The 25,324-nt window shown below is 59.9% G+C and carries 25 protein-coding genes; 8 read left to right on the forward strand and 17 right to left on the reverse strand.

The window, feature by feature from the left end:
* The first annotated feature begins 37 nt into the window (after nt 1-37).
* Complete coding sequence (locus tag BTN45_RS10295; RefSeq protein WP_173614790.1) at nt 38-967, forward strand: LysR substrate-binding domain-containing protein; 930 nt, start codon at nt 38-40, stop codon at nt 965-967.
* On the opposite strand, the gene BTN45_RS10300 is transcribed toward BTN45_RS10295, so the two are convergent.
* A complete protein-coding gene (locus BTN45_RS10300) occupies nt 943-1,281 on the reverse strand; it encodes a hypothetical protein (RefSeq protein ID WP_006699610.1) in 339 nt (112 codons plus the stop codon). The genes BTN45_RS10295 and BTN45_RS10300 overlap by 25 nt on opposite strands.
* Nucleotides 1,282-1,752: 471 nt before the next feature.
* Here BTN45_RS10300 and puuD point away from each other — a divergent pair, with 471 nt between their 5' ends.
* From puuD to BTN45_RS10320, 4 genes are all read left to right on the forward strand, one after another.
* A complete protein-coding gene (gene puuD / locus BTN45_RS10305; protein WP_173614791.1) occupies nt 1,753-3,015 on the forward strand; it encodes a urate hydroxylase PuuD in 1,263 nt (420 codons plus the stop codon).
* On the forward strand, nt 3,012-4,322 hold the full coding sequence (gene guaD, locus BTN45_RS10310) for a guanine deaminase (protein ID WP_173614792.1): 1,311 nt from the start codon (nt 3,012-3,014) through the stop codon (nt 4,320-4,322). The genes puuD and guaD overlap by 4 nt, the downstream gene beginning before the upstream one ends.
* Nucleotides 4,323-4,625: 303 nt before the next feature.
* Nucleotides 4,626-5,345 carry a sulfite exporter TauE/SafE family protein gene (locus BTN45_RS10315; protein ID WP_207589723.1) on the forward strand — a complete coding sequence of 240 codons (720 nt, stop codon included), beginning with the start codon at nt 4,626-4,628 and terminating at the stop codon, nt 5,343-5,345.
* Between the two features lie 80 nt (nt 5,346-5,425).
* Nucleotides 5,426-6,559, forward strand: a complete 1,134-nt coding sequence (locus tag BTN45_RS10320) for an alpha-hydroxy acid oxidase (RefSeq protein ID WP_004443103.1) — start codon at nt 5,426-5,428, stop codon at nt 6,557-6,559.
* A 204-nt stretch (nt 6,560-6,763) separates the two neighbouring features.
* Here BTN45_RS10320 and BTN45_RS10325 read toward each other — a convergent pair whose 3' ends face one another.
* A complete protein-coding gene (locus BTN45_RS10325; RefSeq protein WP_004443106.1) occupies nt 6,764-7,108 on the reverse strand; it encodes a multidrug efflux SMR transporter in 345 nt (114 codons plus the stop codon).
* A 2-nt stretch (nt 7,109-7,110) separates the two neighbouring features.
* Nucleotides 7,111-7,689 (reverse strand): TetR/AcrR family transcriptional regulator, encoded by a 579-nt coding sequence (locus BTN45_RS10330; protein ID WP_173614793.1) that lies wholly within the window; start codon nt 7,687-7,689, stop codon nt 7,111-7,113.
* A gap of 189 nt (nt 7,690-7,878) precedes the next feature.
* Here BTN45_RS10330 and BTN45_RS10335 point away from each other — a divergent pair, with 189 nt between their 5' ends.
* Nucleotides 7,879-9,150: a D-alanyl-D-alanine carboxypeptidase gene (locus BTN45_RS10335; protein ID WP_173615010.1), complete on the forward strand. Its 1,272-nt coding sequence runs from the start codon at nt 7,879-7,881 to the stop codon at nt 9,148-9,150.
* 3 nt (nt 9,151-9,153) lie between these two features.
* Here the strand turns inward: BTN45_RS10335 and BTN45_RS10340 are convergent, their stop codons facing one another.
* The 9 genes from BTN45_RS10340 to BTN45_RS10380 all read right to left on the reverse strand — a co-directional run bounded on the left by BTN45_RS10340 (nt 9,154) and on the right by BTN45_RS10380 (nt 15,098).
* Nucleotides 9,154-9,897 (reverse strand): metallophosphoesterase family protein, encoded by a 744-nt coding sequence (locus BTN45_RS10340; protein ID WP_006699602.1) that lies wholly within the window; start codon nt 9,895-9,897, stop codon nt 9,154-9,156.
* A gap of 5 nt (nt 9,898-9,902) precedes the next feature.
* Entirely contained in the window at nt 9,903-10,259 is a 357-nt protein-coding gene (gene uraH / locus BTN45_RS10345; protein ID WP_037089711.1) for a hydroxyisourate hydrolase, read from the reverse strand.
* Nucleotides 10,256-10,756, reverse strand: coding sequence for an ureidoglycolate lyase (locus BTN45_RS10350; RefSeq protein WP_004443111.1), 501 nt, complete (start codon nt 10,754-10,756; stop codon nt 10,256-10,258). The genes uraH and BTN45_RS10350 overlap by 4 nt, the downstream gene beginning before the upstream one ends.
* A 3-nt stretch (nt 10,757-10,759) precedes the next feature.
* A complete protein-coding gene (locus BTN45_RS10355) occupies nt 10,760-11,122 on the reverse strand; it encodes a DUF86 domain-containing protein (protein WP_004443112.1) in 363 nt (120 codons plus the stop codon).
* A complete protein-coding gene (locus tag BTN45_RS10360) occupies nt 11,119-11,409 on the reverse strand; it encodes a nucleotidyltransferase family protein (RefSeq protein ID WP_004443113.1) in 291 nt (96 codons plus the stop codon). The genes BTN45_RS10355 and BTN45_RS10360 overlap by 4 nt, the downstream gene beginning before the upstream one ends.
* Before the next feature lie 49 nt (nt 11,410-11,458).
* Entirely contained in the window at nt 11,459-11,956 is a 498-nt protein-coding gene (gene uraD, locus BTN45_RS10365; RefSeq protein ID WP_112766638.1) for a 2-oxo-4-hydroxy-4-carboxy-5-ureidoimidazoline decarboxylase, read from the reverse strand.
* A complete protein-coding gene (gene puuE / locus BTN45_RS10370) occupies nt 11,956-12,879 on the reverse strand; it encodes an allantoinase PuuE (RefSeq protein WP_112557360.1) in 924 nt (307 codons plus the stop codon). The genes uraD and puuE overlap by 1 nt, the downstream gene beginning before the upstream one ends.
* 200 nt (nt 12,880-13,079) lie before the next feature.
* Nucleotides 13,080-13,787 (reverse strand): DUF1045 domain-containing protein, encoded by a 708-nt coding sequence (locus tag BTN45_RS10375; protein WP_004443119.1) that lies wholly within the window; start codon nt 13,785-13,787, stop codon nt 13,080-13,082.
* 96 nt (nt 13,788-13,883) lie between these two features.
* A complete protein-coding gene (locus tag BTN45_RS10380; RefSeq protein WP_035211917.1) occupies nt 13,884-15,098 on the reverse strand; it encodes an FAD-binding oxidoreductase in 1,215 nt (404 codons plus the stop codon).
* On the opposite strand from BTN45_RS10380, the gene mnmD reads away from it, so the two are divergent.
* Nucleotides 15,097-15,852 carry a tRNA (5-methylaminomethyl-2-thiouridine)(34)-methyltransferase MnmD gene (gene mnmD, locus BTN45_RS10385; protein WP_035211915.1) on the forward strand — a complete coding sequence of 252 codons (756 nt, stop codon included), beginning with the start codon at nt 15,097-15,099 and terminating at the stop codon, nt 15,850-15,852. The two genes, BTN45_RS10380 and mnmD, sit on opposite strands and share 2 nt — an antisense overlap.
* Nucleotides 15,853-15,863: 11 nt before the next feature.
* On the opposite strand, the gene BTN45_RS10390 is transcribed toward mnmD, so the two are convergent.
* Nucleotides 15,864-19,538, reverse strand: coding sequence for a response regulator (locus BTN45_RS10390; RefSeq protein ID WP_207587594.1), 3,675 nt, complete (start codon nt 19,536-19,538; stop codon nt 15,864-15,866).
* A gap of 501 nt (nt 19,539-20,039) precedes the next feature.
* On the opposite strand from BTN45_RS10390, the gene BTN45_RS10395 reads away from it, so the two are divergent.
* Nucleotides 20,040-21,512: a DEAD/DEAH box helicase gene (locus BTN45_RS10395; protein WP_004443127.1), complete on the forward strand. Its 1,473-nt coding sequence runs from the start codon at nt 20,040-20,042 to the stop codon at nt 21,510-21,512.
* 137 nt (nt 21,513-21,649) lie between these two features.
* Here the strand turns inward: BTN45_RS10395 and BTN45_RS10400 are convergent, their stop codons facing one another.
* From BTN45_RS10400 to BTN45_RS10415, 4 genes are all read right to left on the reverse strand, one after another.
* Nucleotides 21,650-22,558, reverse strand: a complete 909-nt coding sequence (locus tag BTN45_RS10400) for an EamA family transporter (protein WP_207587596.1) — start codon at nt 22,556-22,558, stop codon at nt 21,650-21,652.
* 163 nt (nt 22,559-22,721) lie between these two features.
* Nucleotides 22,722-23,111, reverse strand: a complete 390-nt coding sequence (locus tag BTN45_RS10405; RefSeq protein WP_004443130.1) for a DoxX family protein — start codon at nt 23,109-23,111, stop codon at nt 22,722-22,724.
* Nucleotides 23,112-23,350: 239 nt separating this feature from the next.
* On the reverse strand, nt 23,351-23,968 hold the full coding sequence (locus tag BTN45_RS10410) for a L,D-transpeptidase (RefSeq protein WP_207587598.1): 618 nt from the start codon (nt 23,966-23,968) through the stop codon (nt 23,351-23,353).
* A 78-nt stretch (nt 23,969-24,046) separates the two neighbouring features.
* On the reverse strand, nt 24,047-24,943 hold the full coding sequence (locus BTN45_RS10415; protein WP_045532131.1) for a DMT family transporter: 897 nt from the start codon (nt 24,941-24,943) through the stop codon (nt 24,047-24,049).
* Between the last annotated feature and the right edge of the window lie 381 nt (nt 24,944-25,324).

A 25,324-nucleotide genomic window follows, 5' to 3' on the forward strand; every position in this document is an offset into this window, starting at 1 on the left:
TGAAACCTTCGGCAATTGGCATAAAGAGAACTTATCCATGAAAATGTCACGCCAGTTCCCCCTGAATGCCCTGCGGGTGTTCGAAGCCGCCGCAAGACACATGAGCTTCACCAAGGCCGGCGAGGAATTGGGCATGACGCAGACGGCAGTCAGCTATCAGGTGAAACTGCTGGAGGAGAATATCGGAGAGCCGCTCTTCATAAGAACGGCGCGGCAAGTCTCGCTGACCGAGGCTGGAGAAAAATTAGCGCCGAAAGTTGCGGAAGCCTTTAATACCTTAAAGGAGGCTGTCGATAGCGTGCGCGACGCGCCCGATGCAACGCTGACAATCCACTCAACCGCCACCTTTGCGTCGCGCTGGCTTTCGCGGCATCTGGGCGCTTTCCAGCTTGAACATCCCTCAATCGCGGTGCGGCTTGATACATCGAGCTCACTGATCGATTTTTCCCAATCAGACTGCGATGTCGCCATTCGCTGGAGCAAAGATAACGGTAAAGGGCTGATCTACCATCAACTGCTGCGCGGCGTTTATACGCCGATGCTGCATCCAAGTCTTGCTGACAGCATCGGCGGATTGCACAAACCGGAAGATCTGCTGCGCCTGCGCATCATCGATCCCGGCGATATCTGGTGGAGCCAGTGGTTCAAGGAAGTCGGCGTCGAAAATCCGGGCCTCGACCGTTATCCCCGCAGCCGCCTCAATGTGCAGGCCTTCGAGGCCGCAGCGGCGATCGCCAGCCAGGGCGTCGCCATGCTCACCCCGGAACTCTATGCCGATGAGATTGCGCTCGGCCGCCTTTATCAACCCTTCGAGCATCTCAGCAGCGAGGGCAAGAACTATTGGCTGGTCTACCCTGAAAACCGCCGGAACATTCGCAAGATAAGGCTGTTCCGCGACTGGATTTTGAAGCGGATCGAGGAAAGCCGGCCGCAGCAGCAGCCTCAATACCCCATATCCGGCGCATAAAAGCACCGCGGCGTATCCTCATCCGGAAACAGACAGAGGTGGTACTCGCCGTCTTCGGATCGACGCGCCTGGCTCTGGGACCAGTTGAAAACGTGACGTCGCGTGACCATGCGGTGATCGCCGGGCGCAAGCGAGACCTCGTAACCATCAGACGTCACCCGAACGCTGCGTGTCGGGATCATCTGGCAGTCGCCGGTTTCGGCATCGCCGTTACAGCAGTAGCTTTCATATTTGAATCCCTTGTGGGATTCATGGGCAAGCGCGGTGGCGCTGAATGCAAAAAGCAAAAAAAGAACCGTCAGAACAAGGCGCATCGGCACGGTCTCCGTTGAGAACAACGGCGGCAGCCGGAAGATCATTGCGTCCCTTAATTTAAAATCTCATATCACTCACACCCGGACACAATGGCACCGGGAACTGCGACACCTGCCCCCTGATCTGCTCCGCCCAGGGTTCGCAGCGCCCGCTTTCGGAAAAACCGCCAGCGAAACATGTCATGGGATCCGCGCATCGACGCGAGAGTCCACAGCCTCATATTCTAGCACATCAGCAGGCTGCACACAGGATCATAGCTGAGTCGCCTTAGCCAGCTAAGCACAAACTCGACGACAGGATTGGCCGTTTCCAGCTTTCGAGGGCTTGATCGCCAAGCCGGAACGGACCGGCCCAGGATTGCAGACACAACCGCGTTGCATTGTGAACAATCTCTGCCCGGCCTCTGCTTTCCCCTTCCCTAAAGGCCAAATTTCTCGCAAGGTGCGCTGCACAAGGATCAGGGGAACCGCATGTACGAATACGCCATTGCGTGGGAATGGATGGCCTTTGCCGTCCGCTGGCTCCACGTCATCACCGCCATCGCCTGGATAGGCTCATCCTTTTATTTCATCGCGCTCGATCTCGGGCTGGTCAAGCGGCCGCATCTGCCGCCGGGGGCCTATGGCGAGGAATGGCAGGTGCATGGCGGCGGCTTTTACCACATCCAGAAATATCTGGTCGCCCCTGCCCAGATGCCCGAGCACCTGACATGGTTCAAATGGGAAAGCTACGTCACCTGGCTTTCCGGCTTCGCCATGCTCTGCATCGTTTATTATGGCGGGGCGGACCTGTTCCTCATCGACCATTCCGTGCTTGATCTCACTCAGTTCCAGGCCATCGCCCTGTCGCTGGCATCGCTCGCCATCGGCTGGCTATTTTATGATTTCCTCTGCAAATCGCCGCTCGGCAACAATACCTGGGGCCTGATGATCGTGCTTTATGTCGCGCTGGTGGCGATGGCCTGGGGTTACACGCAGGTCTTCACAGGTCGCGCCGCCTTCCTGCATCTGGGTGCGTTTACCGCCACCATCATGTCGGCGAACGTCTTTTTCATCATCATCCCCAACCAGAAGATCGTCGTCGCAGACCTGATCGCCGGGCGAACGCCAGACCCGAAATACGGCCGCATCGCCAAACAGCGCTCGCTGCACAACAACTACCTGACGCTGCCCGTCATCTTCTTCATGCTGTCGAACCATTATCCGCTGGCTTTTGCCACGCAGTTTAACTGGATCATCGCAGCGCTGGTGTTCCTGATGGGCGTCACCATCCGCCACTGGTTCAACACCACCCATGCCCGCAAGGGCAAGCCGACATGGACATGGCTTGCGACCGCCCTCATCTTCATCGTCATCATGTGGCTTTCCACCGTGCCGAAAGTGCTGACCGGCGAACAGGAAGAGAAGGCTGCCACCCTCTCACCCATGCAGCAGCAATTCGTCAGCGATGCCCATTTTACCAAGGCCCGTGACGTCGTTCAGGGTCGCTGTTCCATGTGCCATGCCGCCGAGCCGGCGTGGGACGGCGTGCCGTTCACGCCGAAATCGGTAAAGCTCGAAACCGACCAACAGATCGCCGCCCACGCGCGTGAAATCTATTTGCAAGCCGGGCGCAGCCATGCCATGCCTCCCGGCAACATCACCGCCATCACCCCGGATGAGCGCAAGGTGCTGACCGCATGGTATGAAAGTGCGGTTTCCGGGGCTGGAAAAGCCGAAGGAAAGACTGAATGAGCCTGGTTCTGCTGCGTGGCCGCCTGCTGAGCTTCCGCCGCGCGCCGCTCGCAATCGACGATACGCAAAGCTATCTCTATATTGAAGATGGCGGCCTGCTTCTCGAAGACGGCAAGATCGCCGCCATCGGCGAATACGCCGATATCCGTAAGACAGCACCCGAAGACGTCGAGGAAAAGGACCACCGCCCGCACCTTATCGTGCCCGGCCTCATCGACATGCACCTGCATTTCCCGCAAATGCAGGTCGTCGGCTCCTATGCCGCCAACCTGCTGGAATGGCTGAACACCTATACCTTCCCGGAGGAGTGCCGTTTCGTTGAAAGCGCGCATGCTCAACGCATCGCCACGCATTTCTACGATGAGCTTCTGCGCCACGGCACGACAACGGCCGCCGCCTATTGCTCCGTGCACAAAACCTCCGCCGACGCCTTCTTCGCGGAAGCGATGAAGCGCAACATGCTGGTGGTCGGCGGCAAGGTGATGATGGACCGCAACGCCCCGCAGGGCCTGCTGGACACACCGGAAACCTCCTATGACGAGACACGCCAGGTCGTCGCCGACTGGCACGGCAAGGGCCGCAACCACGTCGCCATCACCCCGCGCTTCGCCATCACTTCCACGCCGAAACAGATGGAAGCCGCACAGGCGCTGGCGCAGGAGTTTCCCGATCTCTTCATCCAGACGCATCTGTCTGAAAATCTGGACGAGATCAAATATACCTGCGAGCTTTACCCTGAAGCGACCGACTACACCGACATCTATGTGCGTTACGGCCTGATGGGCAGCAAAACCCTTCTCGGCCATGCCATTCATTTGTCCGATCGCGAGGCGGATGTGCTGTCGGAAACCGGCGCGGTGGCAGTGCATTGCCCCACATCGAACCTCTTCATCGGCTCCGGCCTCTTCCCGATGAAAAAGCTGCAAAGGCGCGAAAAGCCTGTTCGTATCGCCGTCGCCACCGATATCGGCGGCGGATCGAGCTATTCCATGCTGCGCACCATGGACGAGGCCTACAAAATCCAGCAATTGCTGGGCGAACGTCTCAACCCGCTGGAAAGCTGGTATCTGATGACCCGTGGTAATGCAGAAGCGCTCTCCATGGTCGACCGCATCGGCACGTTGGAGGCCGGCACGGATGCCGACATCACGGTGCTGAACGCCTCCTCGACGTCAGCCATGGCCCTGAAGATGGAAGTGGTGAAAAACCTCACCGAAGAACTGTTCCTGATGCTGACCATGGGCGACGACCGCACAGTGGTAGAGACCTATGTGGCCGGCCAGCCGATGAAGAGCGTGCTGGCATAGTTCGGCTGCGGCCGAAACATAAAGCTGCTAACTCGTTTACATCCGTCACATATTGGATCGAGCGTGTGCCGCCTCTTTCTTCTCCCCAGCGGGAGAAGGTGGCCCTAAGGGTCGGATGAGGGGGCAACGTTGCCGGATTTCGGAGAGCTTGCCCCCTCATCCCGCTGCCGCGACCTTCTCCCCGGCGGGGAGAAGAAACTAGCGGCACTCGCTCGCTCCACATGATTGCCTGACGCCATTTCGGCCGAATGCGAATGACCTCTGGAGTGCCCGGTGCCGAACCTAGACACAACCACCCTGCTGATGATCCTCACAACACTTATCGTTGCCGGCATCGTCAAGGGTGTGACCGGCATGGGGCTGCCGACTGTTGCGATGGGCGTGCTCGGCCTCTTCATGCCCCCGGTCATCGCCGCCGGCCTGCTCATCCTGCCCTCCTTCATCACCAATATCTGGCAATTGCTGGCCGGGCCTGATTTCCGGGCCATCGTGAAGCGGCTATGGCCGATGATGATCGCTATCACCCTCGGCACCCTCATCGGCATCCGGCTGATGACGGCGGGCACCGGCGTCTGGACCACCTCAGCGCTCGGCCTGTGCCTCGCGGTTTACGCAGCCTACAGCCTGCTTGCCAAACCGATCTCAATACCGGCAAGGCTGGAACCAAAACTCTCCCCCATCATGGGGCTGGTGACGGGCCTTCTCACCGGCGGCACCGGAATTTTCGTCGTACCCGCAGTGCCCTATATCCAATCGCTGGGTTTTAGCCGAGACGATCTGGTGCAGGCACTCGGCCTTTCCTTCACCATTTCCACCCTTGCACTTGCCGCCGGTCTCGCTTCTCAGAATGCTTTTCATGTCGAGCATCTGTCGCTTTCCGCACTCGCCGTCCTGCCAGCGCTTCTCGGCATGTGGCTTGGCCAGAAAATCCGCCATATCGTTAGCCCGGCGACATTTCGGCGCTGGTTCCTCATCTGCCTGCTCGTACTTGGCTGCGAACTGTCCCTGCGCGCTTTTTGGTGAAACACCAATGACGATTTCGATGTCGCAACCCTGCTATTCATGTTAAGTGAAGCCATCATTCAAATGTGAAGGCTTTATCCATGGGCAAAATCCTGACCATAGCTGACCTGAAAAACCAGGCGCAGCGCCGTGTGCCGAAAATGTTTTTTGACTATGCCGATAGCGGCGCATGGACGGAAAGCACCTACCGCGCCAATGAGGATGATTTTGCGAAGATAAAGCTGCGCCAGCGCGTGCTAGTGGATATGACCGACCGATCGCTCGCCACCGAAATGGTCGGCGAGAAGGTGTCCATGCCGGTAGCGCTTTCCCCTACGGGCCTTACGGGCATGCAGCATGCCGATGGCGAAATGCTGGCTGCCAAGGCGGCGGAGGAATTCGGCGTGCCTTTCACGCTCTCCACCATGAGCATCTGCTCCATCGAGGATGTCGCCTCCGTCACTTCAAAACCCTTCTGGTTCCAGCTTTATGTGATGAAGGACCGCGACTTCGTCAACAACCTCATTGACCGCGCCAAGGCCGCCGGGTGCTCGGCGCTGGTGCTGACGCTCGACCTGCAGATCCTTGGTCAGCGGCACAAGGATCTGCGCAACGGCCTCTCGGCCCCGCCGAAATTCACCCCGAAACACATCTGGCAGATGGCGACCCGGCCCAAATGGTGCCTGGACATGGCGCGGACCAAGCGCCGCAGCTTCGGTAACATCGTCGGCCACGCCAAGAACGTCTCCGACCTCTCGTCGCTCTCTTCCTGGACGGCCGAGCAGTTCGATCCGCGTTTGTCCTGGAAAGACGTTGAATGGATCAAGGAACGCTGGGGCGGCAAACTTATCCTCAAGGGCATTCTTGACGAGGAAGACGCCCGCGCTTCGCTCGATACCGGCGCCGATGCCATCATCGTCTCCAACCATGGCGGCCGCCAGCTCGACGGCGCGCACTCCTCCATCGCCATGTTGCCGAAAATCGTCGATGCTGTGGGCGACAGGGTCGAGGTGCACATGGATGGCGGCATCCGCTCCGGTCAGGATGTGCTGAAGGCCGTGGCGCTTGGCGCAAAGGGCACCTATATCGGCCGGCCCTTTCTCTATGGCCTCGGTGCGGATGGCAAGCAGGGCGTGACGACAGCGCTCGAGATCATCCGCAAGGAAATGGATGTCAGCATGGCGCTCTGCGGCAAGCGGCTGATTACCGATGTGGATCGCAGCATTCTGGCGTGATGTCAGAAGGGCAGAACTTCCGGCATGGCAACCACAGCTCGCGGACCTCTCTACGGTCATGCCGGACTAGATCCGGCATCCAGCCGCGGCGCGTCTGCGCCGCGAAAGAGTCTCTCGCGATCAAAGACTTGATCGCGCCGGATCCCGGCTCAAGCCCGGGATCACGGCGGTCGGTATAGCCTTCGCGCTACACCACCCAGCCCCTCAATGCCCGACCGTCTTCGAAAACACGTTCACGATCACCACGCCGGTGATGATGAAGCCGAGGCCGATGACGGCGGCAATATCCAGCGTCTGGCGGAACACGAAATATCCGATGCCGGAAATCAGCACGATGCCAAGCCCGCTCCAGATCGCGTAGGCCACGCCGACCGGCAGCGCCCGCAGCGTGAACGACAGAAGATAAAAGGCTGCACCGTAAAACAACGCCATCAGCACGGTCGGCACCAGCCTGGTGAACTGCTGCGATTGCTGCAGGAAGGAGGTGGCGATTACCTCGCAGACAATGGCTGCGACAAGCGCGCCATAAGTGAAGACCGCGGTATTCATCGTCACGTATCCTTCTTCGTCTGGGCGATCATCCGGGCCCTCAGAGCCGCCCTGTCGCCACCCGCTTTGCCGTCGTCGGCCAGCAGATCGGCAAACCAGATGCCGTCGGCAGCCAGCCGCACCATCTCCAGTACCACCCCGTCATCCGTTTCTTTATGACGGACAAGACGACCCTCGATCCAGCTGTTCCACATGCGTCGAAGCGACGGTTCGCCGACCATCGAAACGGAGATCGCTGCCCATTGCCGACCCGAATCCCTGCCCCGATCAGAGAAAACCGCGTTTACATAGGCCCGCGTAAAGCTTCCAGAAGCTTCACGATCCTGTGAGATGAGAGCATCGATCTCGTTGTCCAGCGCCGCCAGAAGGTCAGTCATAACGGCTTCGAGCAGCACCTGCTTGGAAGGAAAATGGTGAAACAGCCCGCCCTTGGTCACTCCCGCCGCATCCGCCACCGCCTGCACGGAAAGTGCTGCAACCCCTTGTTCAGCAGCAAGTTTCGCCGCGCAATCGAGTAGATTGCGGCGCACCACCTCAGGCTGCTTCTTGCGTTCATGAGCGTTTGTCATGTCGCAAAACATACCGGATGGTTGGTTTCTTTTCAAGGAAATTGTGAGGGCAGCTGTCGGGTTGAAATTCATACTTAATTAAGCATGAAAGCGATCTCTAAAGTTTTAGCGGTTTTGTTGCCGGAAAGTGTCAGTAAAACTTTGCCCAGCGCGGCGATCAAACAAAAGGGGTGAACTATGTCGGGAATGATCAAACGGGGAATGGCGGGTGCCTGGATTTTTGCACTCGCCTTCTTTTGCGCGATCCTCTCGCTCCATGCGTCGCCGGCGCAGGCGGGCTATGCCCATTTCATCATGGACGCCAATACCGGCAAGGTTCTGGCCGCCCGCAATGCCGATGTGCTGAACCACCCCGCCTCGCTCACCAAGATGATGACGCTTTACCTGACCTTTGAGGCGCTGCATGCCGGCAAACTTCGCTGGGACCAGAAGATAACGATGTCCAAAAATGGGGCATCGGTCATTCCCTCGAAGCTCTATGTGCGTCAGGGCCAGACCTTCACCGTGCGCGAAGCCATCTACGGCATGATCGTCAAATCCGCCAATGACATGGCCGAAGGTATGGGCGATCACCTCGGCGGCTCCGAGGCACGGTTCGCCGAAATGATGACCCGCAAGGCCCGCCAGCTCGGCATGACCAAAACGGTCTTCCGCAACGCGTCCGGCCTGCCCAACAAGTCTCAGGTGACGACGGCACGCGACATGGCGAAGCTCGGTCTTGCCTTGCAACGGGATTTTCCCAAAGAATACAGCCTCTTCGCCACGCAATCCTTCAATTTTCGTGGAAAGCGCATCCGCGGCCACAACAATCTGATGTATCGTTATCAAGGGATGGACGGCATCAAGACCGGCTATACCAACGCCTCCGGCTTCAATCTCGTCAGTGCAGTCAATCACAATGGCCGCCGCGTCGTCGGCGTCGTGCTGGGTGGCAAGACCGCGCGCAGCCGCGATGCCCAGATGGCTGCACTTCTCGACAAGGCCGTGCCGCAGGCATCGAGAGGCCGCAACACCGAACAGCTCGTCGCCAGTGCCAATGTCAGCCGCACCTTCGATGTTGCCGCCGCCGTGCCGCCGGCTGCCGTGCCGCTGCCGATGTTCGCCGAGCGCCGGGCAGATCCGGTTGCCATGCAGATTGCCACCGCAAACGCCGATGTGGCGGACATGATGCAGGTCTCGGCCATCCCGCGGCCTGCTCCCGCCGCGGCCTCTGCCGGCCAGCGCAGCCGGTGGGAAGTGCAGATCGCCGCCACCGACAGCGAAGCCGCCGCCCGCTCGCTGCTCGCCAATGCGCGCTCCAATATCGGCAACTATTCCGGCATCGCCCCCTACACCGAAGCCGTGCAGAGCGGATCGGCGACGCTCTACAGAGCCCGCTTCACCGGCTTCGAAGATCAGTCCTCGGCAGTCTCGGCCTGCAAGGCGCTGAAGGCACGCTCTTATGCATGTGTGGTGATGACCAGCGAGGGGTGATCCCTAGCGCTTCAGCCAGCCGTTTTCCAACGCATCGGCCAGATAAGGAATACCGTTGACCCGAGCCATTTCGGACATGGCCAGGTTGTCGTAACGGATATTGCGGAAATAGACCTGCCAGCCGCGTGCGGTTTCTTCGAGAACCGCATAGGTGGCGAGCGGGTGACCGGCTTCAACGTGGTGATCGAAAGGCGTATCGTCCCTCCACCCAGGACAGCCGACGCTGCCCGGATTGACGATCAGCCGGCCATCTGAAAGCTGCACGGCGCGTGGGATATGGGTATGGCCGCAAAGCATCAGCGGCTGCGTGATACCCTCAGCCATGGCTTCGATTTCGGCCAGAGGGCGCAATTTAAGGACACCTTCAGGCGACAGCGTTTCCAGCCAATATTCCAGATCGTCACGGGGCGAACCATGACAACAATAAGCGACGTCCTTGAACACCATGCTGAACGGAAGAGTTTGCAACCAGTCCCGGTGCGCAGTGCTCAGCTGCGCATGCGCGGGCCTTTCCCAGCTCCCCATCTCCTCCGGCGCACGCTCGATCAGTTCCCGGTCGTGATTGCCGCGGATGCTGGGAATCCAGTTGCCGACCAGCACATCGCCGGTAAAACCGGCCTCCAGCGGACCGCTGAAACAATCGCCGAGATTGACAATGTCCTCGATACCGAGCCTGGCGATATCCTCAAGCACCGCCTCCAGCGCGGCGCAGTTTCCGTGAATATCGGCAATGGCGGCAAAGATCATCGGTGTCAGCTTCCTCGATAGGTGGAATAGCTATAAGGCGAGAGCAGCAAGGGCACATGGTAATGACCGCTCTCGTCGGCAATGCCGAAACGGATCGGGATAATATCGAGGAAGGCCGGCTTCGGAAGCACGACACCCTTTCCTCGCAGATAATCGCCGGCATGGAAAACCAGCTCATACTCACCGGCCCTGAAACTGTCGCCAACGAGCAGCGGCCCGCCATCGACACGGCCGTCGCCATTTGTCTGCACCGTCTTCAGCTTGTCACGGCGATCACCGGAGAGCCGGTAGAGATCGATCACCAGCCCCTCGGCAGGCGTGCCGTGCGCGGCGTCGAGAACATGGGTTGTCAGACCGGTCATAGGCTGGGCTCCGCGATTACATAGGGCCTGTCGAAAAAATACTCTTCCAGATTGTTGCCCGGCCCGTCACGGTCGGCAACCAGAAAATCCGAAACCGCCTGCAACGGCATCAGCGGATAGTGCCAGACATTGCGGCGGTAATTCACGCCCTGATCGCCCCGCGCCAGAAACACCCGAGGCCGCCCCGGTCGGCCGCCATCGTCTTCGGCAACGACCACGAGGAAGGGCCGGCCGGAAAGCGGCGAAAAACTCTGGCTGCCGAGCGGATGCCGCTCCATCATCTCGATTTCATGCGGAAAGGCGCGCGGCTGCCCGCGGAAGATATTGAGGATCACACGTGCCCCCTCGCCTGCCGCCTCCGGCGCTGCGAGCGCATGATGCCGCTCCGTCTGGCCGCCGTTGATGTACCGCATGGAAGAAGGTGTTGTTTCGATCACGTCGCCGAAGGACGCAAACGCCTCCTTGGTAAGAGGTTGTATGTTGAGAAAATCAGTCAAATGTCATTCACCTTGGGCATGCCAGTTTCGGAGAAGGGAGAGGCGCGCCTGCAAATCCGGAATACTCTGCGTTATCGTTTTCCAGACGACCGAGAGCTCTGCCCGGAAGTAATCATGCACGATCAGATTGCGCATACCCTTCATCTTGATCCAGGGGATTTCCGGGTGCTGCTGTAAAAACGCTGGGTAGTGCCTGTCGAGCTTGGCGACCGCCTCGCCAATCAGGGCAAGACCCATCATCACCGCCATCTGCGTACGCGTGTCGGAAGAAAAAGCGGCCTCATCCATATCCTGAATGAAATCCCGTATCCTGGCAGCAGCAACATCCATCTCCTTCAGATAGAGCAGAAGCCGATCCGTACTCATACCGCTTTGGCTTCCTTCAGAACGCGCGCCCGAATATCCGAATGCAAGCCGCCCGAGGTGACGACATCGACCTCGACACCAAGCATCGTCTTCAGTTCTTCCAGCAGACCGCCGAGATCAAACAGCGTCGTACCCGGCAGCGCGTCCACCAGAATGTCGAGATCGCTGTCCGGCCTGTCCTCGCCGCGGGCGACGGAGCCGAACACGCGGGGATTTGCCGCATTGAAGCGTTTCGTCGCTTCGCGGATCGCTTCCCTGTTCTTTTCCAGCACCTCGGAAGGTCTCATCGTCATCTCCAAACGGCGCGACTCTAGCAGAATGGCCGCAACGCGCCAATCATCCCTCCGGCAGCATTGCGTAAAGACGAAGCCAGGCGATCTTTTCAACCTGCGCCGTGGCGGTCGCGAATTCTTCGGCCGCGCCGTTACCTATGCGTGTCTCGAAGGCCGAGAGTATATCGTGCCTGTTCAGCCCCTTGACCGCGATGATGAAAGGAAAACCGAATTTATCGGTATAGGTGCTGTTCAATTCGGTAAAACGGGCGTGCTCTTCCGGGGTAAGCCTGTCGAGCCCGGCACCGGCCTGTTCGTTGCGGCTGTCTGCCGTCAACTCGCCGGCAATTGCCAGCTTCCCGGCAAGATCGGGATGCGCCCGCAACACTCCAAGCCTTTCCGCCTCGGAAGCCGCGCGAAACTGCGCGCTAAGCGCGGCATGAACCGCCTTCGCCGTCAGTTCCAGGCCGGCCCCACCAGCGTCATAGGCCCGCTCGGCAATGAATGGCGAATGTTCGAACACGCCGCCGAAACGGGTAACGAAGTCCTCACGCGTCAGCATCAAAGCGCCTCCGGCTTGTGATGTTCATGCCAGTGACGGGCGATCTCGATGCGCTGCGGGATCCACACCTTTTCGTGGCCAAGCACATATTCGATGAAGCGGCGAAGTGCCGCTGCGCGACCGGGACGGCCGACAAGACGACAATGCAGGCCGACACTCATCATCTTCGGCGCACCTTCGATACCTTCCTCATAAAGCACGTCGAAAGCGTCCTTCAGATAGGTGAAGAACTGGTCGCCGGAATTGAAGCCCTGCGGCGTGGCAAACCGCATGTCGTTGGTCTCAAGCGTGTAGGGAATGATCAGGAAAGGCTCATCCTTCACACCCTTCACCCAATAGGGCAGATCGTCGGCATAGGAGTCCGACGAATAGAGAAAACCACCCTCTTCCATGACAAGCCGCAGCGTATTGTCCGAGGGCTTGCCCTGATACATGCCATAGGGACGTTCGCCGGTGACCTCCGTGTGCAGACGGACCGCTTCGACGATGTGCTTACGCTCTTCCTCCTCGGAAAAATCCTTGTATTCCAGCCAGCGGTATCCGTGGCTGGCGATTTCCCAACCCGCTTCCTTCATCGCCGCAACCGCTTCCGGGTTGCGGGCCATGGCTGCGGTCACGCCGTAAACGGTGGTGGTGACGCCAAGCCCGGTGAACATGCGCCACAGCCGCCAGAAGCCGGCGCGCGAGCCATATTCATAGATCGATTCCATGTTCAGGTTGCGCTGGCCAGGCCAGGGCTGGGCGCCGACGATCTCCGACAGCAGCGATTCCGACGCCTTGTCATTGTCGAGAATGCAACTTTCGCCACCCTCTTCGTAATTGATGACGAATTGCACGGCAATGCGCGCACCGCCCGGCCATTTCGGATCGGGAACATTGCGGCCATAGCCCACCAGATTGCGGGAGTAGTTTTCGGAAATCATTCAGCCACCCAGACCATCTCTCCCAATCGGCAACCGATTTCGGAGACATAAACAGAACTTCGAAGATGCCTGATCCAGACGGATGACGCAGCGCGCTTCGAATATGCGATGTCGAACGGTAGCATTCGCATACGGAATGTCGAGATCAATTTTGCCGACATTCCGAAGCTTTTTTGTATACGATTATGATGGTGCGCCAGTCAGGCAATCTTGCGGGCGGAAACGCGGCCCATGGGATGAAGCGAGTGCACCCGGAAAGGCGCTCCCGGCTCATCCTCGATGAAGAGCGCAAGGCTGGAAAATTGCAGGGACCGCGACAGCAGCGGCTCGAACACCTTGCGCACTGCCCGCTCGATCCTCTGGCTGCTGGCGGGTTCCACACCGCCGGTCAAAGACATCTGGAACCGGAACTCGTCCATCACATGCGGGCTGCCCCAGCGGTGCAGATTGGTGAGCTGCGAGGCCGACAGCCGGTCCGGATCCGCACGCTCGATCTCCGCCTCTGTCAGAGGCGCCCGGTAACGGTCGAATTCCTGCACGACGCGGGCCGCGAAAAAATGCAGCACTTCACAGGGCCGTTCGGGGACGAGGCTGAAGACATTGTCATGCCTCGCCACCACAAGTTGCGGCAACGGAAAGGGTTCCTGCCTGCCGGAAAAATACATCAGGTCGCGCAGGAGCGCCGCTTCGGACTGACCTTCGGCAAGGCGGAAAGGAGCCTTGATGGTGCCATGGAAACCATACCGGCGCGGCAGGGCCGTGTGATAGGAAATCTCCTGCATGCCAAGATCGATCATACCGGGCGGCTCAACCGCCTGACCGGAATAGGCATCGCGCCCCAGCCACGCAGCGGCCACCTGCGTCAGGGGGTCATTGGGGGAAGGCGTGAAATGAATGGCGTATCGCATGCGCTGTCACCTCGCCGCAAAAGCGGACAAACCTGCCTCGTTGCAGGCCAGCAAATAAGTGATTTGCGTGACAGATTAACGACGTAAGCGGTCTGGTCAGAACTTTCCGATGCCCGCCATGGCTATGTTCACGTGTTCTTGAAGCTGGAAACTCCGCGGCACGTCCGGTGCCTTTCCGCAGACGGCCTGTAGCGCGGTATCGGCAAGAGAATGGGCAAGACCGAAGCTCACCTTGAAGCCGCCCGTCAATGCCACAAGCTTCGGGTGACCGGCAACCGTTCCCACCATGGGGTCTCTGCCCGCAGCCTTCGGCCGCAGCCCGGCCCAGCGTTCGAGAACCGGCGCCCCGCCAAGGCAGGGGACAATCGCAGCCGCATCCGCAAGCAGTTTTTCCAGCTTCTCATCCGTATCGAATGGGTCGGAAAAACAATCTTCGCTGGTACTGCCGATGGCGACCGTTCCGTCTTCGTGCGGCACGATGTAAAGACCGTTCAGGAACACCACCGGCATGGCCGGATCGACCGCCGCGTCGAGCAGCGCCGCCTGCCCCTTCACCGGCTGCCCGAGCACCAGCCCGGTGTCGAGGCCCAGTGCGTCCCGGATCAGGGGAAAGGATCGATGTCCGTTGGCGATCACGGCGTGGCCGAACACGACCTCGTCACCCGAAGACAGCGCCGCCCGGCCTGTCTCCGCGTCAAGCGAAAGGACGCGGCAACCCTTGATCAACCGTACATGCCGCGCCTTGCCGAGAAATGCCGAAAGAAGCGCAATCATTGCACGCGGAGCCACCCGCGCCGCCAGCGTTTCGAACACGAAACCCGCTGCGCCAGCCGCGTCATCCACCCAGCCCGCAACCGCAGGGCTGTCACCGACATGCCAATGGAACCGGCGCTCACCCGAGACCCAGTTCTCCTGCGCATCCCTTTCATGCCGCTCGGCGATGGGACGCAGATGCGGCTTCGGCAATGGGATGATCCGGCCAGAGCGGCGATAACCGGCGGAAAGCCCGGTCTCCGCCTCCAGCCCGGCGATCTCTTTTTCCAGCGCCACGAGGGCGGCAAACTGGAACTGCTTCTTGTCCGACCAGCGGTCCGGCATATGAGGCATCAGCGCGCCGAGCAGCCCGCCACTCGCGCCGCCACCGGGATGATCCGCCTCCACCAGCAACGTATCGACGCCGAGCCGTTCCGCCTTAACCGCAGCCCATAGACCCATGATACCACCCCCGACGATGAGGAGAGGGACGGAAGCAGGCAAAGGCGTTCTTGGTGATTGACCCTGTTCGAAAGCGGGATTATCGGCTTTAGCCATGAAAGATTCCAACGACACTATCAGAGAGACTGGCGCACAGGCCGGTTCGGCAACCGGCGAAACCCACACTGCACTCGACTGGCGTGACGGGGATATGCCCTATTCGCTGGCTTTTGACGACCATTTTTATTGCCAGACGGATGGCAGGCTGGAATGTGGCCACGTCTTCCTGTCAGGAAACGGCCTGCCGCAACGCTGGCGGGAACGCGAAGGCGTCTTCCGCATCGGGGAACTGGGCTTCGGCACCGCGCTTAATCTGTGCGAGACATGGCGCCAATGGAAAGAGGTCCGCAACGGCCGCTCCACGTTGCATTTCATCTCCTTCGAACTCTACCCGATGAAGGCGGACGAGATCGGCCGGGCACTTTCCCGCTGGCCGGAGGTGGACGCCGAACGCAGGGCGCTCACCGCCCTCTGGCCCGCCGAACCGAAGGGGAAGGTAGAGATTGAACTCGATGGTGAAACACGCCTGACGGTGGTCTGCGGAGAGGCGCTCACCGGTATTTCCAACAGCCACGAAACCTTCGATGCATGGTTCCTGGATGGTTTCGCACCTGCGCGCAACCCGGACATGTGGTCGCTGGAGATCATGCAGGCACTGTTCGCCAGGACGGCGCCGGCAGGCACCTTCGCCACCTATGCCGCCGCAGGCTTCGTCCGCCGCAATCTCATCGCCGCCGGTTTTGATGTGGAACGACGCAAGGGTTTCGCAGGAAAACGGGAAATGCTCTGCGGCACCAGGCCCCCGGTTTGACCAAAACGACATCAGCGACCGGTTGCGTCATCAGATACCCGGCGCGGAATATCTGCACCCAGCCACTGGGCGATCTTGTCTTCGAGAATTTCGGGGCTGATGGGCTTCGACAGATAATCGTCCATGCCGGCCTGCAGGCATAGATCGCGGTCAGCATCCTGCGTATGGGCCGTCACGCCAATGATCGGCACATGCCGGCCTTCGGCGGCCGCAAGTTCGGCCGTCCTGATCGCCTGCGTTGCCTGATGCCCGTTCATGACAGGCATGGAGACATCCATGAGGATGATCGCGGGATTATATTCCTCCCACGCCTGAACGGCCTTTTTCCCATTGCCGACGATCAGGAACCGCAGACCCGTCTGCTGCAAAATCTGCGTGAAAACAATCTGGTTGACGTCATTGTCCTCGGCCACCAGCACATCGATCAGGCTGGGCCGCAGCCGGACGGAAACTGTCGGCACCTCTGCCCGCCGCTTCTTTTCTGAAGCAGGACCTTCCGGCCGGGACGAACCGCCGTCCGAGGCACCTGCGAAAGCTTCCGGCCGCGCGCGTTTCAGCCGCACGTCGCGCACCACGTCGAACAGGGTGGAGCGCAACAGCCGCGCCCGCGCGGGCTTCATCAAATGGGCCTGCACGTTGAGATCGGTAAAGAGCGTCTCGTCACCCACGACATCCATGGACGTGAGGAAAATGATGGCGATGTCGTCGAAACGGCGATCCGCCCTGATCCGCTCCACGACGTCCAGGCCGTTCATGACAGGCATGTGATAATCAAGAATGATGGCGTCGATCGAAAGACCCACCGCTACGGCTTCCTGCAGCACGGCGATGCCCGTGGGCCCACCCTCGACGGCATGGCCGTCTATGCCCCAGCTTTGCAGCTGCTCCGTCAGGATGCGCCGGTTGACATCGTTGTCATCGATGACGAGCACCCGGATATTTTCGATCGCCACCGAAAGAGGTGGGACATCCCTCCGCCTTTCGGTCATCTGAAACGGGATGTTGACCTCGAAACTCGACCCCTTGCCCACTTCGCTGACGACATCGATCTTGCCGTTGAACAGCCCGACAAGGCCGACGGTGATCGCCAGGCCGAGCCCGGTTCCTTCGTGACGGCGCGTGGCGGAACTATCGACCTGGCTGAACTTGTCGAAGATCGTCTCCAGCTTGTCGGAGGGAATACCGATCCCGCTGTCTTCGACACGCAGCGACAGGATAGCCTCCGAAGCTTCCGCTGACTGCGCAGAAAGTTCCACCAGCACATGGCCGGTTTCGGTGAACTTGACGGCATTCCCGACGAGGTTTGTAACAATCTGGCGGAAGCGTCCGGCGTCACCGATGACCTTGCCGAAAACCGACGGGTCGATCCGCACCACCAGCTCTATGTTCTTCTCCAGCGCCGCCGAGGACAGGAGCGAAACCACATCCTCAACGGCTTCCGCCGGATCGAAAGATACGCTGCGCAGTTTCATCTGCCCGGCTTCGATCTTGGAGAAATCGAGGATGTCGTTGATGATCGTCAGAAGCGCATTGCCTGACTTGACGATGATGTCGGTGAAAGTCTTCTGGCGCGTATCGAGGTTGGATTTGGCCAGAAGCTCCGCCATGCCAAGCACGCCGTTCATCGGCGTGCGGATTTCATGGCTCATATTGGCCAGAAATTCCGATTTGGCGCGGTCCGCCGCTTCCGCCCGCGAAAGCAGACGTTGCAATTCGCCTTCGCGCATCTTCATCTCGGTCACGTCGGTGACGATCACGAGCCAGTAATTGCCGGAACTGTTGGTGGCTTCCAGGTTGAGCCAGCTCTTGCCGGCGACATGGATTAGCCAGGAGAACGGTCGGTTGGCGGCAATGTTGTCTTTCCAGGCATTGAGCATCGCGGCCGCTTCCTCGGCCGTGCCGAAATCTCCGCGCGCGGCACAATGGGCGAAGAAGCCGGACCAGTCGCGATCCTTTTCCAGCAGCTCGGGCGGCACGTCGAACATCCGCGCCATCGCCTCGTTGGACATGATGATCGTGCCCTGCTCCACCAGCACCAGGCCCTGCGCCATGGCGCGCGTCGCGCCCTGCATATATTCGCCGACGCGCTCCAGCTCGGCCTTCGCCTTGCTGATTTCGGCGTCGCGCATTCGCACATCCGTCACATCGGCATAGGTGCTGAGGATTTTCCCGCCTTCGAGGCGCGTTTTGGAGATGACGGTCACCTTGCCGCTTTTGCTGCGCACCTCGCGAGGGGCAAAGGCCCCATCCTTCAGGAGCCGCTGCGCCCGCTCGCTATAGACCTCTTCGAAAGGCCGATCGCCATAATCATAAAGGCCGCTATCGAAATTCATCCTCATGAATTCGCGATAGTCTTTGCCCACAAGTGATTTCTCGCCGCCGATTTCGCCCCAGACCTGGTAGAAGAACGGATTGACATATTCGATGACGAGATCGGCGCTGAGAAGCAGCACCCCCACGGGCAGCGCGTGAAGCACCGCCTCGAGTTGGCGATGCAGCGCCTCGGCTTCGGCCTGTGTGGCGATCAGCGCCTTTTCCCGCTCCTGCAGGAGGCTGACATCGGTGACGGAGCCCACGAGGTAATATTCGTCATCCGGTGTCGCAACGCGGCCGAGCCGCGTGATGACGGGAATGGCTCGTCCGTTGCGCTGAGGCATGTTTCCCGTGCGTTCGAGCGCCTCCCCGGTCTGCAAGATCCGTTCGTTTTCCTGCTGGAACTGGGAGCCATTCTGCGGAAACATTTCGGATTCGGTCTTGCCGATATAGTCGGCGAGATTGCCGCCGAGAAATGCGTCATAGGCGGCATTGGCATAGGTCAGCCGCCTGTCCTGATCCCTCAGAAAAACCCCCACCGGCAATTGTTCGAGGGCAGCGCGCAGCAACCAGGTCTCGCGGATCTGGGCGCTGAGAAGGGTCTCGTGCGCCTTGAACTCGGTCACATCGATGCGCAGGCCAACCAGCATGCCGTTTTCCAGCCGCTTGTTGACCATGCGCACCCAGCGGCCATCGGCGAACTGCTCCACCCTTTCGAGATAGGGCAGTGAAAAATCGCGCAACTGCTCCCGCATCCAGCCTTCGAACGCAGGGTCGTCTTCTTTGACGCGACGATATCCGCTCGAAAAATAGAGCGCCTCCATCAGCGCCTCGAGCCGGATGCCCGGCTTCAGCTCGACACCAAAACCGCTATAGAACTCCGCGAAACGGGCATTGCAATAAACCAGCCGGTTTTCCGCATCGTAGACGACGATGCCGGCATCGATGAAATCCATGAGGCCGCTGCTGAACAGCAGGTCCGACGCCCCGCCGATGTCCGCCGCCCCCGTCAGAACGCCCAACGGCATGTCTTCCACCGTTTCGAACAGGAACAGGCTGCCGTCATCATCGGTGAAGCGCTCGCAGCGAAGCGTGTATGGCAGGGAGGAAACCGAGGCATGGCAGGCGATCATCTCGTCCGTCGCAAAAACGAGTGAACGGCGCTCCCTGTCCTCCCGCTCCGCATCACGGATATCAGCCGAGAGGGAAAGGCTGGTGTGGCCTTCGAACGCCCTGAGGGGACGCCCCATCAACCGTGCGTAGGCGGCGTTGACCACGAGATAGCGCAGCTCGCTGTCCTTGATGCACGCGGGCAGGTTCAGGGCGGCAACAGCCCTGCAAGCCTTTTCCAGCAACCCGCTGCCCTCGGTCAATCGATACTCCACAGCGTGCAGTTTCACTTTTGTCGAATCAAATATTTCTAGATGACTTCGCAAAAACGTTATGTGAGAAAATCTGTTTTTGCTATGCGCCCTGCCCGGCAATACACTTTTTTAACCATAATTATTCGCTGCGACCCAGCTCTTCGGCCAGCTGGCGGCGGCGTTCCGCATGGCTGCCATGCGCCGTCCGGCAGCCATGTCATGAAACTATCGCTTGACTTTGGCGAGTAAAACGCCCACATGCCGGTCAAGCTTTCACCTTCGGCAGCCGCGTGAGCTGCAGCGTATGTTGAGAAGACTTGGTCCGAGAGAGACTTGGCCCGCATGAAGGAAAAGCGCAGAGAATACAGAAGACGGCATGTGCCGCACTGATGCGCAGAAAGTTATTCCAACCCACAAGTTCCCAATTCACGCGGGGTTCTTGACGCCGAAACCGCCGGACAGCAGCCCTGTTCCGGACGATTGGTTTTTGGCGCCCCGAAAGGCATTATATTGACCAGTTTTAGCGAACTCGGCCTCTCCGAAAAGATTGTTGCCAGCGTTACCCAGCTTGGCTACACGACCCCGACCCCCATTCAGGCAAAAGCCATTCCGCTGCTGCTCGAAGGCCGCGACCTGATCGGCCTCGCACAGACCGGAACCGGCAAGACCGCCGCTTTCGGCCTGCCGATCATCGAAATGCTGATGAAGCAGGCGGACCGCCCGGCAAACCGCACCTGCCGCACGCTCATCCTTGCCCCGACCCGCGAGCTGGTGAACCAGATCGGCGAAAACCTGCGCGCTTTCGTGAAGAAGACGCCGCTGCGCATCAACCAGGTGGTTGGCGGCGCATCGATCAACAAGCAGCAACTCCAGCTCGAAAAGGGCACGGACATTCTGGTGGCAACCCCCGGCCGCCTGCTTGACCTCATCGCCCGCAACGCCATCTCGCTCTCCAAGGTCACCTATCTGGTGCTGGACGAAGCAGACCAGATGCTCGACCTCGGCTTCATCCACGATCTGCGCAAGATCTCGAAGATGGTGCCGGCCAAGCGCCAGACGCTGCTCTTCTCCGCCACCATGCCGAAGGCGATCGCCGATCTGGCCCACAGCTACCTGACCGATCCGCTGAAGGTCGAAGTGACCCCGCCCGGCAAGGCAGCCGACAAGGTGGAGCAATATGTCCACTTCGTCGCGGGCAAGAACGACAAGACCGAGCTTCTGAAGAAGTCGCTCAACGAGAACCCGGATGGCCGCGCCATCGTGTTCCTGCGCACAAAGCACGGTGCGGAGAAGCTCTACAAGCATCTCGAACATATCGGCTTCAAGGTCGCCTCCATCCACGGCAACAAGAGCCAGGGCCAGCGCGAGCGCGCCCTGAAGGGCTTCAAGGACGGCGAGATCAAGGTTCTGGTCGCAACCGACGTCGCGGCCCGCGGCATCGATATCCCGGCCGTGACGCACGTCTTCAACTATGACCTGCCGGAAGTACCGGACGCTTATGTCCACCGCATCGGCCGTACCGCCCGTGCCGGCCGCGATGGCATCGCCATTGCTTTCTGCGCACCGGACGAGACCCGCCTGTTGCATGACATCGAAAAGCTGATGAAGATCGATATTCCGGTTGCTTCTGGTGAACGCCCGGCCGGTCTTGCCAGCCCGACGCGCCCCAACAACAACCGCGGCGGACGCAATAACAATGGCGGCCAGCAGCGCGGCCCGCGCGAAGGCGGACGCCACAACGGCGAATCCCGCCCGTCTCGCCACCACGCGCCCCGCGATGCGGACAATGATCTTGAAGTCACGTCTGACTTCAAGCGCGTGAAGCAGGCCGAAGGCGACGCAGGCCGCCCGGCTGGCCCGCGCAAGCATCGTCGTCCGGCCCGCAAGCCCGGCGGCAGCGGCGCCAACCGCCACGCCCCTGCCGGCGGCAACGGTCAGGAAAAACGCGCTTCCGGTAACGGCCATCGCGGCCGCAACCGTTAAGGCGCTCTGAATGGATTGAGGACGCCGTAGCATTGCCGGGCGTTTCTTCTCCCCGCCGGGGAGAAGAAACAAGCGGCACGCGCTCGCCAATAATCAAGCCCCGCAGCCACACCCGGTAGCGGGGCTTTTCTTCGCCTTCAGCTCCCCTGCCCGACTGGACGACGCCGTGACGGCAGGGTCATCGCCAGCACGCCCGCAATGACGCAGACGAGCCCACCCCACATGGCGGGCGTCGGCATTTCCCCCAGAAACGCCATGCCGATGGCAACCCCGACCGGCACCCTGAGATAGGCCTGCGAGGTGGTACCGACCGAACCGAGTGTCTGCATCAGCCGGAAATAGATCATGAAGGCGAGCGCGGTCGAAAACACACTGAGGCACAACAGTGCCGCCAGTGATGCCGCCGAAGGCGACAAGGTCCAGGGTCGGTCGACAATCAGGCTCACGGGCAGCAGCAGGACACCACCGCAGATAAGCGAGCCGGCGGCCGGCATGATCGGATCGAGCCCTTTGAAATTTTTACTGAAAATGGCCGCGCAGGCATAAGAAAATGCCGCTGTCAGCACGGCGAGCTGGCTCCATATCGCCTCGCCCGCCCCATCAAGTGCCTCCATGCCGATAATGAGGCAAACGCCCGTCATGCCGGCAATCGTGCCGAACAGCTTACGCCCGCTGACTGCCTCATGCCGGATCACGAGCGCCGTGAGAAGAAAGGTAAAGATCGGCGTCGTGGCATTGAGAATGACGGCGAGGCCGGCATCGATGCTCTGTTCGGCCCAGGCGATCAGCGTGAAGGGGAGAACGCTGTTGATACAGGCCTGAATGAAGAACAGCCGCCACGTCGCTAAATCCGTGGGCAAACGCAACCCGCGCAGCCGGATCACCGCGAAGAGCAGCAGACCGGCGATCATTGTGCGCGATGCGATGAAGGTAAGGGGCGGAATGGTCTCCACCCCGATCTTGATGAAAGTGTAGGATGCGGCCCACAGCGTGGACAACAGGGCCAGAAGCAGCAATTCGCGGGCGATGGGGTTCTCAGAGGTCACGGATCGATTTCCAACTGCATTGAGGGTGACCCGTTCTTAACCGGAAAACAGGCGCCTATGCTTCGGCCGCGGCCGAAGTATAGACCCTGCTCTAAAAAGAAGCCCCGCGCGGCGTTGGCCACGCGGGGTTTCGGCAAAACAAATCGATGTCCGGTCAGGCAGATCAGGCCCGGCGCTCATCCACCGAGAAAGCGCCCGGACCGGCCACGAACAGATAGAGGAAGATGAAGCAGAACAGGATGGCGGCATCACCCCCGTTGAGTGCCGGGAAGAAGCTCTTCGGCCCATGCGCGATGAAATAGGCAACCGCCATCTGGCCGGACAGGATGAATGCGACCGGACGCGTGAAAAGACCGATCAGCACGAGAATGCCGCCGACGAATTCCAGAATCGCCGCCACCAGCAGCATCGTCGGCAGGGAACCTTCCATCTGCGATGCCGGAAAACCGAACAGTTTCTGCGTTCCATGCGAAATGAAAAGCAGCGCCGTCATGATGCGCAGCGCCCCGAGTGCCTGTGGGCGATAGCGTGAGAGAGAATCGAAAATTGCCATGTTGATGTGTCCCCGTTGAAGTGGTGAAGCGCCGATAAGAGCGCGATGGCACGTTTATGGATACACCTCCGAAATAGCGGAAATCACGTTTCCGATATTGCAGAACTACCTAAAATACTCAAAACGCCATTTTCTACAAATAGTTGATTTCACCATAGAAAATTGACTTTCTTACAGAAAAATCAACTCAGGGCTTCAGACATTTTTTCGATCGCAACAGGCGGAAAAACCGTCCCGCCTCACGCCTGCAGCACCACCACCTTCGAACCGACAGGCACGCGGCTATAGAGATCGATGATGTCGTGGTTCAGCATGCGGATGCAGCCGCTCGACATGGCGTGGCCGATGGACTGCGGCTGGTTGGTGCCATGCAGGCGGAACATGGTGTCGTTGCCGCCGCGATAAAGATAGAGCGCGCGGGCGCCAAGCGGATTGTTCGGGCCGCCGGGCATACCGGCTGCGAATTTCAGATTGCGCGGATCGCGGCGCATCATGTTCGCGGTTGGTGTCCAGGATGGCCATTCCGCCTTGCGACCGATATAGGCGTCACCCTTCAGGACAAGACCCTGGCGGCCTACACCGACGCCGTAGCGCATTGCGCGACCGTCGCCGAGAACATAATAAAGCCGCCGCGCCGGCGTATCCACAACCACCGTTCCAGCCGGATGGCGCGTATCATAGGCCACCTCCTGCCGGCGCAGTTCGGGCTTCACCTTATCGAGATGCATAGCGGGAAGCGGGAATTTTTCCTCCGGCTTCGCCGCGTAATCCAGCCTGTGCTGGCCGATGCCGGTGTTTGCGCAGCCAGCCAGAAACAGCGGCAATCCAAACAGAACACCACGACGTGAAATAGACATGTAACCCCCGCCAAATCATGTGATTAACGAGAGGTATAATTTTATGGTTAACAAACCCCTAATATGAGGTTGCAGTAATTAACCAGCCGCAACCGATGCGGCAGGTTTGCGATTGGCGAGATAAACGCCTGTCACCGCCAGAACCGTACCTGCAATCATCGCAGGCGTCAGCGTCTCGCCGAAAAGCAGGGCGGCTTCCACCGCGGCAAGCGGCGGCACGAGATAGATCAGCGAAGCGGCGCGCGAAACCTGGCCGCGCCGGATCAGATAAAGAAGCAGCGCCACGGCCCCGATGGAAATCGCGCCGACAGACCAGGCGAGCGTGGCGGCAAGGCCGAGGCTCCAGTCTACATGCCCATCTTCCAGCAGAAGCGCGAAGGGAACCGTTACCAGCAGCGCACCGACATATTGCAGCGTTGCCACCGCCATGATGTTGCCGCCATGCACGTACTTCTTCTGGTAGAGCGTGCCATAGGTGACCGAGGTCATGCCCAGCACATTCACCGCCACGGCGTAAAGCGGCACCGACAGCCCGCCAGCACCCGCGGCCATGACCTTCGGCAGCACCGCGATGGCGATGCCGGCAAAGCCGATGAGCAGGCCGGCGCGCTGCAGCGGCGAGATCCTTTCGCCGATCATGAAACGGGCGGCCACCGCCGTCATCAGCGGCTGCAGGCCGGCGATAATGCCGCCGATCGCCGCCGGCACGCCCTGCCCTATCGCCCACCAGATCATGCCGAGATAAAGACCGTGGAGGAAGACGCCTGACAGGATCGCCCGGAAGATACCGACACGACTTTCGGGCCACTGGATGGACGAAAAGCGGCAGATCGCCCACAGCAAAACGCCCGCCAGAAGATAGCGCAGACAGAGGAAGGTCAGCGGCCCGGTATAATAGACCGCATATTTGGCGGTGACCCAGCCCGTCGACCAGAGAAAGACGAAGATGGCCGGAGCCAAACGGTCGAGCGACATGGGCGCATCCTCTGTGTAGCATGATGTCCGCTACCGGTGCGGAACAGACGGCGAATTGATGTTTCTGCGGCTTCACGCAAACCGGCGAATAGTCGAGCCGGGTGTTCAGCATGGCGGTATCCGCATCCCGGCAAAAGGTCAAAGGCGTTTTGGTGATCACATCTTTCAGATTTTCTGATGTGACGCCGGACATTCATCAACCGAAAGCGAGCGAACAAAATTTATGCATTCGCCCACGGCGCAAACAGCGCCACCGCCCGCTTACACCGCTCGTCGCCCCGCAACCAATTTGCCGATGCCGCATTTATAGGCGGAAGCCGAAAAAACGCTTCTTTTTTAAAACTCTAGGGCGACAAAAAATCTTCTCGGGGAGGCCTGCAT

Origin of the sequence: Rhizobium sp. ZX09 (genome assembly GCF_017357485.1) — a bacterium.
GTDB classification, from domain to species: domain Bacteria; phylum Pseudomonadota; class Alphaproteobacteria; order Rhizobiales; family Rhizobiaceae; genus Agrobacterium; species Agrobacterium pusense.